The 12989-nt window shown below is 50.0% G+C and carries 12 protein-coding genes; 7 read left to right on the top strand and 5 right to left on the bottom strand.

The annotated features are described in order from the left end of the window. On the top strand, positions 1–1239 hold a 1239-nt coding region (locus tag Q0Y54_RS07965; RefSeq protein WP_297966090.1), incomplete at its 5' end, for an autotransporter outer membrane beta-barrel domain-containing protein. A 240-nt stretch (positions 1240–1479) separates the two neighbouring features. On the opposite strand, the gene Q0Y54_RS07970 is transcribed toward Q0Y54_RS07965, so the two are convergent. From Q0Y54_RS07970 to Q0Y54_RS07980, 3 genes are all read right to left on the bottom strand, one after another. After that, on the bottom strand, positions 1480–1938 hold the full coding sequence (locus tag Q0Y54_RS07970; protein WP_297966093.1) for a MarR family winged helix-turn-helix transcriptional regulator: 459 nt from the start codon (positions 1936–1938) through the stop codon (positions 1480–1482). Positions 1939–1956: 18 nt separating this feature from the next. Then, entirely contained in the window at positions 1957–2373 is a 417-nt protein-coding gene (locus Q0Y54_RS07975) for a ferritin family protein (RefSeq protein ID WP_297966095.1), read from the bottom strand. Between the two features lie 109 nt (positions 2374–2482). Then, on the bottom strand, positions 2483–3916 hold the full coding sequence (locus Q0Y54_RS07980; RefSeq protein WP_297966098.1) for a carbon starvation protein A: 1434 nt from the start codon (positions 3914–3916) through the stop codon (positions 2483–2485). Positions 3917–4390: 474 nt separating this feature from the next. Here Q0Y54_RS07980 and sfsA point away from each other — a divergent pair, with 474 nt between their 5' ends. Then, positions 4391–5065 (top strand): DNA/RNA nuclease SfsA, encoded by a 675-nt coding sequence (gene sfsA, locus Q0Y54_RS07985; RefSeq protein ID WP_297966100.1) that lies wholly within the window; start codon positions 4391–4393, stop codon positions 5063–5065. Here sfsA and Q0Y54_RS07990 read toward each other — a convergent pair. Both Q0Y54_RS07990 and Q0Y54_RS07995 read right to left on the bottom strand, forming a co-directional pair. Continuing rightward, a complete protein-coding gene (locus Q0Y54_RS07990; protein WP_297966102.1) occupies positions 5062–5562 on the bottom strand; it encodes an AAA family ATPase in 501 nt (166 codons plus the stop codon). The two genes, sfsA and Q0Y54_RS07990, sit on opposite strands and share 4 nt — an antisense overlap. A 2-nt stretch (positions 5563–5564) precedes the next feature. Further along, on the bottom strand, positions 5565–6575 hold the full coding sequence (locus Q0Y54_RS07995) for an asparaginase (RefSeq protein WP_297966106.1): 1011 nt from the start codon (positions 6573–6575) through the stop codon (positions 5565–5567). Positions 6576–6812: 237 nt separating this feature from the next. Here Q0Y54_RS07995 and Q0Y54_RS08000 point away from each other — a divergent pair, with 237 nt between their 5' ends. The 5 genes from Q0Y54_RS08000 to Q0Y54_RS08020 form a co-directional block, all read left to right on the top strand. Beyond that, complete coding sequence (locus Q0Y54_RS08000) at positions 6813–8969, top strand: chemotaxis protein CheA (protein WP_297966108.1); 2157 nt, start codon at positions 6813–6815, stop codon at positions 8967–8969. 15 nt (positions 8970–8984) lie between these two features. After that, positions 8985–9491 carry a chemotaxis protein CheW gene (locus tag Q0Y54_RS08005; protein WP_297966112.1) on the top strand — a complete coding sequence of 169 codons (507 nt, stop codon included), beginning with the start codon at positions 8985–8987 and terminating at the stop codon, positions 9489–9491. Between the two features lie 71 nt (positions 9492–9562). Further along, complete coding sequence (locus Q0Y54_RS08010; RefSeq protein WP_297966114.1) at positions 9563–11314, top strand: methyl-accepting chemotaxis protein; 1752 nt, start codon at positions 9563–9565, stop codon at positions 11312–11314. Between the two features lie 17 nt (positions 11315–11331). Continuing rightward, on the top strand, positions 11332–12159 hold the full coding sequence (locus Q0Y54_RS08015) for a protein-glutamate O-methyltransferase CheR (RefSeq protein WP_297966117.1): 828 nt from the start codon (positions 11332–11334) through the stop codon (positions 12157–12159). Beyond that, positions 12156–12989: response regulator (locus Q0Y54_RS08020; RefSeq protein WP_297966120.1), on the top strand; the 834-nt coding region annotated here is incomplete at its 3' end. The genes Q0Y54_RS08015 and Q0Y54_RS08020, both read left to right, overlap by 4 nt.

A 12989-nucleotide genomic window follows, 5' to 3' on the forward strand; every position in this document is an offset into this window, starting at 1 on the left:
TCCAATTTTGCAACCATCAATTATGCGGTAGTACCATGGAGCACCACCAAGGCGGCTATTACCATTACCGATGGTACCAACAGCGATTTGTCTGCGGCTGCGGTACAGGCTGGCGATGTGACCTTCACCAATGCCAAGTCCATTTCCACCGGTGATACCATGACCCTGCTGGATCAGAGCAGTATTACCGATACGGCCAAGAAGGCGGCCCAAGTAACCACAGACTCCAGCTTCAAGCTTGGTATGTATGGTCAGGGTACCGGTGAGGTATCGGTGGAGGAAGGCACCGGCAACGTGCTGTACAATGTCAAGAGCCTTAGGGCCAGTGACCAGACCCATAATACGGTAATGGGCGCGGCCGCCTCGGTAGCTCTGGTGAAGGCCGGTAATGACTTTATCCATGGGGCCACTGAGGGCCTGGCATTGGAGGCCAATACCGGCACCGACGGCATTGCGGCCTATGCCAAATTTGGCGGCGGCAAGCTCCGTCAGGAAACGGGCAGTCATGTGGATGTCCGCTCCTGGAATGCCATTTTGGCCGTAGGTCATAAGAACAATAAGCAGAAGTCCTCCATGGAATATGGTGCCTTCTTTGAATATGGTACCGGCAACTATACCACTTACGGTGACAATGCCCAGAGTGGGGACGGCAGTGCCCGGTATACCGGCGGCGGTCTCCTGGGCAAGTGGCAGGCCACCGACGGCCTCTACGTGGAGGGCAGCCTCCGGGCCGGTAACGTCCATGAGGACGCCAACGACCTCCTGCGGGATAATACCGGCAAGGGCTACAGCTATACCACCAGCTCCAATTATCTGGGCTTCCATGTGGGGGTAGGCAAGGAATACAAGCTGAGGGATGGCAATCTGGTGGACGTATACGGCCAATACTTCTACAACCGGCGCAACAGCTCCGACTTTATGGTGGAGGGTGATGAATACCATCTGGATGCCATTACCAGCAGCGTCCTGCGCCTAGGTACCCGCTACACCATGAAGCGTGACACCTGGAGCCTCTACGGCGGCGTAGCCTACGAGCACGAGCTGGATGGCAAGGCCAGAGGCCATGTCAACGGCTTGGATATAAGCGGGGCTGATACCAGCGGCGGAAGCTTCCGGGGCGAAATAGGTGTTACCTTCCGCCCAGACGACTCACCACTAACCTTAAACCTGAACCTCACCGGCTACGCCGGCAAGAAAAAAGGCCTCTCCGGCGTCATCTCCGCCGCATGGAGCTTCTAAAGTAATGCGGAATTTAAGTTAATGCGGAATGCGTAATTCGGAATGCGGAATTGAGCCTTCCCCTAGCGACGCGAATGCAATGAGCTAGTCCTGAAAGGGAAACGCTAATTGGAAGATTTTTCTTCTAAAGAAGAAAAATTTGAACAATGGCGTTATAAAAAATAGCTGGCCGAGAATATATATTCTTGACCAGCTTTTTTTATTTAATTTAATGTTAAATTGGTGGAAGCCGAAGCAGGGCTATATTGACGATTTGCAGCTGTCGTTATCTATGGAGGTTTCCATGAATTTATGAAGGAGCCTATGCAGGGCCTTTAGATCCTCCATATCCATGTCGATACATTTGGCCATTTCCTCCGGCACAGAGGCGGCCTGCTCCTGCAAGGCCATACCGCTTGGGGTAAGGGATATAATGAGACTGCGCTCATCATCCTTTGAACGCTGACGCTCTACGAAGCCTTTTTTTTCCAAGGTCTTAAGCACAGGTGTCAAGGTACCGGAATCAAGGTAGAGTATAGTGCCCAGCTCCTTGGCTGATAGCTGCTCATGCTCCCACATAGCCATCATGGTGATGTACTGGGTGTAGGTCAGATCCAGCCTGTCCAAAAGGGGCTTGTACTTCCGTACTACCTCCTTGGAGCATACATATAAGGGAAAGCATAATTGATTGCTCAATTTAAGCTGTTCGTAGTTTGTCACGTGATTATCTCCTTCAGATTATTTGCAGCATTCCGGGGCATGCTCAGCCAGGAGTTCAGCCAAAATTTTGCCATGATTGGTTTCCTGGCCCATAAATACCTCCAGCTCGTCAGCAGCCTCAGGAAGGCCCAGCTTGCGCAGACCCTCAATCATCTCCGGCATTTTTTGATCAGCAGAGGCCTCCAGCTTCTGAATTTCAGCCACCAGGGGCCAGAAGCTCTGGTCATATTTGCCATTCAGCGCAGAGAAGAAACCGGAATGAATGGATTCCTGCATAGCAATATTGTAAAACTTCTTGGCCACCTCTGGCAACCCCTGTTCCCTGGCCATACGGGCCAGGAACTGGTACATCATAGCTCCATCGCTTTCGGCCTTCGCCATATACTCAACAACCTGCTCCATCTCAGTGCCCTTAGTCTTACCGTAAATACTCATAATAAACAACTCCTTGGTTTAAATTGAATTGTGTGCAATTAATCTTGATGGGTACATAATAAATCATATGGGCACAGGTTGTCAAGCATAAAATTTAATTTTACACAATTTATTTTTTCATCAATATTGTTTTGGCAAATGTCCCTGCACAGATAACGGCAAAGATGATACCGGCCGGATAGCTGATGGCTGTACTTAGCTGCAAGCCCTCCTTGGCCTGAAGAATGTAGGTAAAGGTTACCGCCGACATAAAGGTGGCCGGAATGGCTGCCATAAGCCAGGCCATGCTGCCCTTTTTCGTTTTATAAAGGTAAGTGGCACCGGTCCATAATACGATCATGGCCAGAGTCTGGTTGGTCCAGGAGAAGTACCGCCAGATTATATCAAAATTTACCTGGGATAAAATTCCACCGATAGCCAGCAGTGGTACGGCGAATAACAGGCGCTTTACGCCCTTGGACTGCTCCACGTTGAACCAGTCTGCCAAGGTAAGTCTGGCACTGCGGAAGGCAGTATCACCGGAGGTGATAGGACAGGCAATGGCACCCAGCATGGCCAGAGTTGCTCCCACATAGCCGGTTACACTGCCGTCGCCGCCCATAAAGCCTACGCAGATATCATATACCACATTACCGGGACCACCCTTGGCCAAAGCATCAGCTAATCCGTGGGTACCGTCATAGAAGGTGATACCAGCCGCAGCCCAGATAAGGGCGATAATGCCCTCAGCTACCATGGCTCCATAGAATACAGGACGTCCCCAACGCTCAGTTTGAATACAACGGGACATAATGGGGGACTGGGTGGAATGGAAGCCAGAGATAGCCCCGCAGGCAACGGTTATGAACATAAGCGGCCAAATGGGCATGGCATCCCCTTTTGGATGAAGATTGGTCAACTGCATTTCCGGCATGGTGTGACCGCCGACACCGGACAGCATACCGGTCATAATGCCAATAGCCATAATAATCAGGCAGGCACCAAATAAAGGATAGAACCGGGCAATCAGGGTATCAATGGGCAACAGGGTAGCCAGGAAATAATACAGCAATACACATGGCAATACAATAGTAACGGCCACGCCGGTAAGCTTGGCCAGCAGACCGGCCGGGCCGGTCATGAATACGGTACCAACCAGTATCAGTAATACCACGGAAAATACCCGCATGACAAACAGCATGGTGCTGCCCATGTGATGTCCGACCACCTCGGCAATGCTCTTGCCGTCTTCCCGTACAGAAATCATACCGGACAGATAATCGTGTACACCACCGGCGAAGATTGTACCCAGTACAATCCACAGATAAACCGATGGTCCCCACAGTGCACCGCCAAGGGCACCAAATATTGGCCCAAGACCGGCGATGTTCAGCAGCTGAATCATAAAGACCTTCCAGGCCGGAAGGGGTATATAATCCACTCCATCATTATGGACTAATGCAGGGGTAGGATTATCAGTGGGCTTAAACACACTATCGACGAACCGGCCATAAATGAAATAGCCTAAAAACAGAGCCGCCAGGGCACATAAAAAAGTAATCACAAAAACTCCCTCCTCAATTTACAATTTGGATTTTCCGATACTAAAATCCCCAGACTTATTATTGCACTTTATGTAAACAAATGAAAGAGCTTTTGTTCAAAAAATAAAATATTTTGACAATTCTGTCATATTTGACAACCAAATTATTGAGTACAGTATGAAGGGCCGGTGGCAGGGCCAGGGGCAGCTTTCATCCAATGGATTATTAATATTTTGCAGGAGGGAAGCATTTTTTGTCGAAGTTCTACAATGGAAGGACAGGGATCTCCAAGGGGGGAGCAGCCCGGAACAGGGGGAAAGGAGCCTGGAGCAAGGGGAAAGGAGCCTGGAGCAGGGGGAAAGGAACCTTGAACAGGAGGAGAGGATCCTTTAACAAGGGGGATAGGACCTTTAAATAGGAGGAGAGGAACCCTGAACAGGGGAAAGGTACCCTGAACAGGGGAAAGTATTCTTGAAGTGGAAAGATGGTACAATATGCATTACAAAAAAGTAATACCCGCCCGGTTTATTGCGCGGCCCAATCGATTTATTGCCCAGGTGGAGCTTAATGGCCATATTGAAACCGTCCATGTGAAAAACACAGGGCGGTGCCGGGAGCTGCTGCTGCCCCATGCCCGGGTAATCCTTTCGGAGGCGGATAATCCGGCCCGTAAGACGCGATATGACCTGGTGGCGGTGGAAAAGGCCGGGCTTGGCCTGATTAATATAGACAGCCAGGCCCCCAACAAGATTATGGCGGAATGGCTGTCCCGCCAGGACTATGATGTAATTTGCCCGGAATATACCTTCGGCAGCTCACGCATTGACTTTTATATGGAACGGAAGGGAGAAAAGTGCTTGCTGGAGGTCAAGGGCTGCACCCTGGAGCGGGAGAAAATGGGCTATTTTCCCGATGCACCCACGGAGCGGGGAATAAAGCATATCCGTGAGCTCATTAGGGCCCGGCAGGCAGGCTATTGGTGCGGTATGGCCTTCGTAATTCAAATGCCCCAAATAAAGGAGGTGCGCCCCAATATTGAGACGCACCCGGCCTTCGGCGTGGCCTGGCAGGAGGCTGTCGCCGCTGGTGTAAAAATATGGTTTATCGGTTGTAAGGTTGCGGAAAATGGGCTGACGGTGGATGAAAAACGGGTGCAGGCTGAAATTTAAGGAAAACTAGGAGCCTCCACCTGAGTGTAATCCACCAGTGGAATATGCTGGAGGTTCATTGTGGCCCCTTCGGCCCACATTTGGTCCAGTATATGCTCCGGCACATAGCGGATGGTTCCCCGGCGGGTTTCGTTGCGGCGTTTGGCTTCGGCCAGACCGATGGAGGTAAAGTCGATGATCAGGATGGTATATCCATAGTCCTGGGCCAGATTTTTCACATAATTAACCAAATATTCATTCATGAAGGTGGCGTCAAAAAAGGTGACGCCACCATTTTTCATGCGGGATTTCAGGCACTCATAGGCCATTTTCCAGGCTGTATCGGAAACCTCCTGATTAATTTCGTAATAGCCCTGTTCCGTCATAACCGGGTTGGAAAGCATTAATCGCAATTTATCCAGGGAGATGGAGTAGTCCTCCAGGTTGTGGTCCCGCAGCCAGGTGGATTTGCCTGAGCCTGGTACGCCCCGTAATAGGACCACAATTTTATCCTTCATATTTATTTGCAATGATTTGTCCTCCGGTCAGCTGGTGCATTGGAGGATAACGGCTGCTCACCCAGCTCCAGCATGAGCTTTACCACCATAGCCTCGCTGGTAAGCATCCCGCCGGACACTACACCGTGCTTTAGGGCGGTGATTCCCACCTCATAGCGGTCCATATTGACCCCGTCGTTGATACATTGGGTGGCCCCTAGGAGCTTTACCCCCTTGGCAATGGCGTAGTCAATGGCGGGAAGCAGATTGCCCGGGGATTCCGTTCCGGGAATACCGCCTGCTCCGTACAGGTTTAACACTATGCCCCGACAGCCGGCATCCACCAATGCAGTTATGTATTCGTTTTTATAACCGGGTATGAGATCCACTACGGCAACCCTGGTATCCAATTTATCCCGAATTATTAGTCGGCTGCCAGAGCTGTGGCGGGGATTTTGGGCCAAATACTGGTCATATTCCGGATTAAATTCCAGCTCACCATGGTTCAGCACAGCCACCTCAGGCACATTAATGCTCTTAAAGGCATAAAATTGCTCCGTGTGAAGCTTTTTCACGGTATTTCCCTGAATAAGCCTTCCGTAAAAGGCTAAATACACCCCCGGCCGTCCCTTGGCGGCCGCTGTAAAGGCCGTAATGAGATTAGCCGGAGCATCGGAGCCCTCCTCCGTAAGGGATAATTGGGAACCGGTTATAATAACCGGCTTGGCGAGATTTTCCAGCATATAATAAAGGGCAGAGGAGGTAAAGGCCATGGTATCGGTGCCATGACTGATAACAAAGCCATCGTATTTATCATAATTGGCCTCCAGGGCCCGGGCCATTTGTACCCAGTGCTCAGGCTGAATATTGGTGCTGTCCAGCTTCATCAGCTCCATGGTATCAATGTGGCAGATATTCCGCAGCTCAGGGACGTGCTCAATGAGTCCCTTTCCATCAAGTCCCGGCATGAGTCCATCGGCTGTTTGCACTGAGGCTATGGTTCCGCCGGTTGCAATAAGCAGTATTTTTTTCATTTTCCGTTCCTCCCTTTTATCCGATGCTAACGGGTGCTAATCCTCTCCTTTATCGTGGGAATTAACACCTGAATAAGTCTTTATTTTATTAAATAATTATACTCCAGTGGTCCAAAATTTCCAAAAATTATTATCATAAGCAGGAATTATAGGGGTTTGTAGTGAATAATAGAAATGTGCTTTGAGTGTGTCTCTTTTGAATTAATTTTTACATAACTATAGACGGGAGTGATGTGTATGGCAGAGCCTATGGTTGAAATCTTCATATTTGAAACTCGGCAGTTCCTGGAACAATTGGAACAGATTGCCCTGGGCAGTGAGGAGCAGGGTGGTTTCAGTGAAGAAGATGTCAACGAGATTTTCCGTGCCATGCATACTATCAAAGGGTCAGCGGCCATGATGATGTTCGATCAGGTGTCCACCCTGGCCCATTCGGTGGAGGATATTTTCTTTTATATCCGTGAGCTGAAGCCTGAAAAGGTGGATGCTACGGCCATTACCGACATTGTGCTCAATGCGGTGGATTTTATGCGCATTGAAATGGAGAAACTGGATGCCGGCGGCTCCCCTGATATGAGCAGTGAGGAATTGAGAAATTATACCAAGGAATTTCTCAGAAATATGAAAATAGATAATGGTCATGACCCTGATATTGACCTCAGAAAGGTAAAGAATGCCCAAAAGGCCGGGGCAGAGGGGGGACAGGCACCCGCCCCGGAGCCTGAACCGCCCAAGAAGTTCTATATTGGTGCGGCCAAGCCAACGGCTCCCCCACCTGAAAGTACAGGAACGGCTGGCCAGCAGCATGTGTTTGAGGCGACGATTTTCTTTCAGGATGGCTGCGAGATGGAAGAGGTCAGGGCCTTTGGCGTTGTCAACAGTCTGAAGGATAAGGTGAAGGAGCTCCATTATCTGCCGGAAAAAATTTTGGAGGACGAGTCAGCCACGGATACCATCCGCAATATGGGCTTTCGCCTGTTCTTTACCACCCTACAGAATTATGATGAGGTAAAGACTGAGCTGGAGCAGACCATTTTCCTCGACCATATGGAATTGAAGGAAGTGGGCAGCGTCAGTGAGCTGGAATATTGGCCATCCCAGGAGACCATCGCCATTACCGCCCTGGAAAATTCGGAGCCCATCAAGCCGGCAATGCCACCGGTGCAGCGGGATTTAACCGGTGAGGCCAGAAAGCCGACCCCTGCCCGGGGCGGTGACGGTGCCCAGATGATTACGGTGCGGGTTGACAAGCTGGACAAGCTTATGGATTTGGTAGGGGAAATGGTTATTGCCGAGGCCATGGTTACCCAAAATCCTGATTTAAAGGGCCTTGAGCTGGATAATTTTGCCAAAGCTGCCCGTCAGCTTCATAAAATCAACGGCGAGCTTCAGGACAGTGTTATGGCCCTTCGGATGGTGCCTTTGGAGGGTACCTTCAAGAAGATGAACCGGATAGTCCGGGATATGACCAAAAAGCTGGGGAAAAAGGCGCGGCTGGTGCTGGTTGGGGAGTCAACAGAGGTGGATAAAAACATTAATGAGCATATCTCCGACCCGTTGATGCATATTGTCCGCAATTCCGTTGACCATGGTATTGAAATGCCTGATGTACGGGTGGATGCCGGCAAGGAGGAAACCGGTACGGTTATTCTGTCGGCGGAAAACGTCGGCGGTGAGGTTGTTATTAAAATCAAGGATGATGGCGGCGGCCTTAACAAGGAAAAAATTCTGGAGCGGGCCCGGAAAAATGGTATTCTCACCAAGCCGGAATCGGAGCTTACGGACCGGGAGATATATTCCTTTATTTTCGCCCCGGGCTTTTCCACCAAAGAGGCTGTTACGGAATTTTCCGGCCGTGGGGTAGGCATGGACGTGGTGGTATCCAATATTAAGGCCCTGGGGGGAAAGGTTATTGTGGACAGTGAGCCGGGACTGGGCAGTACAACCACCATAAAAATTCCCCTTACACTGGCGATTATTGAGGGGATGTCCGTTTCGGTGGGGGGCTCCCGCTTCACGGTGCCAATCAATTACATCAGCCGGTCCTTCCGCCCGGAGGAAGGGGCTATTTTTAAGGATCCGGATGGTTCAGAAATGATTATGGTACAGGGCAGCTGTTGTCCTGTGGTGCGGTTATACGATATGTATGGCATTGCTGACGCCATACAGGAGCCGACAGAGGGCATATTGCTGCTGCTGGAGGCCGGTGATACCCGGTTCGGGGTGTTGGCAGATGAGCTGCTGGGGGTACAGGAAATCGTGGTTAAGCCCGTTCCCAAGTACATCAGCCGTATGATGAAAACTACTGGTATTAGCGGTTGTACCCTGTTGGGCGATGGCAGCATAAGCCTGATTATCGATCCCCAGCAGGTACATAATATTATTTTTGACTGACCGGGAGGGTTGACCATGGAAGATGACAAGCTGTTAATGGAAGAGGATGAGGATACCCAAAAGGATAAATATCTCACCTTCTCCCTGGGGAATGAGATTTACGGCATAGATATAAAGGTTGTAATTGAAATAATTGGCATTCAGAAGATTACGGCGGTGCCTGAGGTACCGGATTACGTCAAGGGAATTATCAACCTCAGGGGCAAGATTATTCCGGTAGTGGATATGCACCTCAGGTTCAGGCGACAGGGGAAGGAATATACTGACCGAACCTGTGTTATTGTTATTGAGGTAAAGGATGTTTTGATTGGACTTATTGTGGATGGCGTGTCCGAGGTGCTTACCATTGATGAGAAAAATGTGGTGCCGCCACCGGAATTAAAGGCGTCCCAGAATAAGTATATCCGCAGTATCGGTAAAATAGGGGAAGGAGTAGTCCTTTTGCTGGATTGGATGAAGCTGTTTACGGAGGACGATCAAAATCTCTTTGATGATATGAGTATGGAAGAAGCTCAGGGCTGAGTATTGAAGGGTAATGTTGATAGGGCTGGACAAGGGCCACCCTTGATTGGAGAAAAATGGAGTGTATTAAAATGATGTTTTTCAAAAATCTTACAATTGGTGCTAAAATGATAACGCTGGTTGTCATTCTTGAGTTGATGGTTGTGGCTGTATTATGGCACGGAATTTCCAATACGGTAAATACAGCGGACAAATATGATAATTTATTGAAAATGGATACCCGAGCGGCCATCTGTGTCAATTCCATGGGCATGCATTTAAATCTGGCCAGAAATTATCATCTTATGGCCATGGGTAAAACGGATAATAGCGAGGTGGAGGCCTCCTATGCTAAAATGAGGCAGGCCCTTGTGGAATGTGATAAGGATATGGCGGAGCTGACCTCCATGGCCGAAAGCCAGGAAGCAAAGCAGAAAATGGCCTCCTTCCAGAAGAATTATGATTTGTACAAGGCCGGTGCAGCAGCCAGTGTACGGGAAAAGCTGGCGGGCACGGTAGAAGAGGGCAGTACAGGCTTTGCCAGCCGGGAGGATGCGGTAAAGCAGGGTAAGCTGGCTGATCAGCTCTATGCTGATATTAGTGAAATTGCTGATATGGGCGAGACTGCGGCTGCCCGGAGTGTGGAAAAAATTGCAGCTGAAAACAAGGGCAGTATTATGGCCAATATAGGCATTGCCTCGGTACTGATTATCATTTCCCTGGCCTTCGGCATATATTTTTCCCGGGACCTGTCCAACAGGCTGAAGGAGCTGGGAGCGGCGGCCTCCCGGATTGCCGAGGGTGATCTTACCACGGAGGTTAAGACCAGCACCGGTGATGAGCTGGGGGATGTGGCCGCCAGCTTTGAAATTATGCGCCAGCGGGTTCATGAATCGGTGTCTGATATTCATAATGTGGCTGACCAGGTGGCGGCCGGGGCCAAAAATGTATCCGACGCCAGTATGGCCCTGTCCCAGGGAGCAACTGAGCAGGCAGCCTCTGTGGAGGAGTTGTCTGCTTCTATAAGTGAGATCGCCTCCCAGACGGCCAGCAATGCGGAAAATGCCGAGCGGGCCAATGAGCTGACCATTAATTGCCGCAATCAGGCGGAGCTGGGGAACAAGGATATGGATGCCATGCTTGATGCCATGGAGGAAATCAATAATTCATCCAATAATATATCCAAGATTATTAAGGTAATAGATGAAATAGCCTTCCAGACAAATATTTTGGCCCTGAACGCGGCGGTGGAAGCTGCCCGGGCTGGTCAGCACGGCAAGGGCTTTGCCGTGGTGGCTGAGGAGGTACGGAATTTGGCGGCCCGCAGTGCCAAGGCTGCCAAGGAAACCACGGATATGATTGAAGGCTCCATTGATAAGGTCAATGTGGGGCGGACAATAGCCAACAAGACGGCAGAGGTACTCAATGCCATTGTTAATAATGTGGCTGATGTGGCGGATATTGTGGAGGGAATAGCCAAGGCCTCCAACGAACAGAAGCTGGCCATCGACCAGATTAATCAGGGGGTAAACCAGGTTTCCCAGGTGGTTCAGTCCAATTCGGCCACCTCGGAGGAATCCGCTTCCGCCAGTCAGCAGCTCAGTGCCCAGGCAGACCGCATGAGAGAGCAGGTAAGGCATTTCAGGCTGAGCAATTCTGTGGTAAAATTCCGCTCTACGGATATGCCCAGTGCAGTGCCTGTTTATCCTGAGCATCCGGCGGAGACCCAGGCTCATACCGGTACCCAAACCACTGCAGTCAAGCCTATGGTAAAGCCGGCAGCACCTGGCGTAAAGCCAAAGACGATTGCCCTGACCGATGATGAGGGGTTCGGAAAATACTAATGGGGAGAATTTAATTTATGAACCAGTCCTTGTTTCAGCAGTTTGCGACCCTGGTGACCTTGAATTTTGGTATTCAGCTTCCACCGGAGAAAAAGGCTCTGTTGGAAAGCCGTTTATTTAAATTAAAAAACGATAACATAGGTCGCCCTGAGCTGGCCAGTGACGAGGCTTTTCTGGAATACATCAGAAATGATTCCTCAGGCAGGGGGCTGGCTATGCTGGCAGAGGCAATAACAACCCATCATACCTTTTTTATGCGTGAGCCGGACCATTTTTCCTTCTATGAAAAGGAGGTCTTGCCTTATCTGGAAAAAACCATCCGGGATGGGGATGTACGGACCTGGTGTGCCGCTTCCTCCACCGGGGAGGAGGCCTATACTTTGGCTATGATGCTGGAGGATCATTTCGGTTCTTTGCCCGGTTGGGAAACCACCCTTTTGGCCACGGATTTGTCCAAGGATGTACTGGATACCGGCAAAAATGGTATTTATGCCCGGGAGGCGGTGAAAAGCCTGCCGGTACGTTGGCAAAATACGTATTTTAGCCCCTCCGCTGATGGGAAATATCAGGTGGTGGACCGGCTGCGTCAAAAGGTACTGTTTCGTCGGTTTAATCTGATGACACCGGTTTTTCCCTTTAAAAAGCCCTTTCATGTAATTTTTTGCAGAAATGTTATGATATATTTTGATAATATTACACGGGACAGCCTGGTGAGGAAATTTGCTGATTTCCTGGAGCCGGGCGGGTACCTGTTCATTGGTCATTCAGAGGTTATTGACCGGCATAAGGGGGATTTTGATTATGTTATGCCGTCAATCTACAGAAAGAAGGGAGCGTTCACATGACTGACCTGAAGATTCTTATTGTGGATGATTCTCTGTTTTTTAGAGAAGCGCTGGCCCGTGGCCTGGCTTCCAATATTTCCGGCAATATACAGGTGGAGCGGGCGGAAAATCCCTTTGAGGCACGGGATAAAATCTTGTCCTTTGATCCGGATGTGATGATTTTGGATGTGGAAATGCCCAAAATGAATGGCATTGAGTTTCTGCGTCGCCTTATTGTCCAGTATTCCTTGCCAACGGTGGTTCTCAGCTCAAGACCGGCCTATAAAAATCTGGCCCTGGAGGCCGGTGCCTTTTCCTTCATTGAAAAGCCGTCCATGACGCTGGGAAGCACTTCCTTTATGAAAAAGGTGGCAGAAGAGGTCTGTCGGGCCAAGGCCCACGGGGATAGGCTTATTGCAGAGCATCAGCACAATACTGCACCAAAGCCGGAGGCTTCCGGGAGCACGCCGTCCCATTCCTTTGCTGCCACCCCAAAGAACAGCCCGTCCCCACCTGTTTTACAGCCTGCTACAAACAATTTCAGCAGTCATGAGCAGGTATCAAGGCATTTAAATCGCGTCATGTCCAATATGAAGGCCATGGCGGAAATAACCAATACCTTGAAAAAGGACAAGCCGGAGCCCCAATCAGTACCCCTCAGCTCCCTAAAGGCACCAATACCCCCCAGAAGGGTGGAGCTTATTGCCATCGGGGCATCTACCGGAGGAACTGAGGCACTATCAAAGATTTTGCGGGCCCTTAAGCCTCCTTTGCCCCCCATCGTTATTGTGCAGCATATACCACCAATGTTTTCTAAGCTGTTTTCCGACAGGCTTAACAATGAATGCGTT

Source organism: uncultured Anaerovibrio sp. (assembly GCF_947302755.1).
Taxonomy (GTDB): Bacteria; Bacillota; Negativicutes; order Selenomonadales; family Selenomonadaceae; genus Anaerovibrio.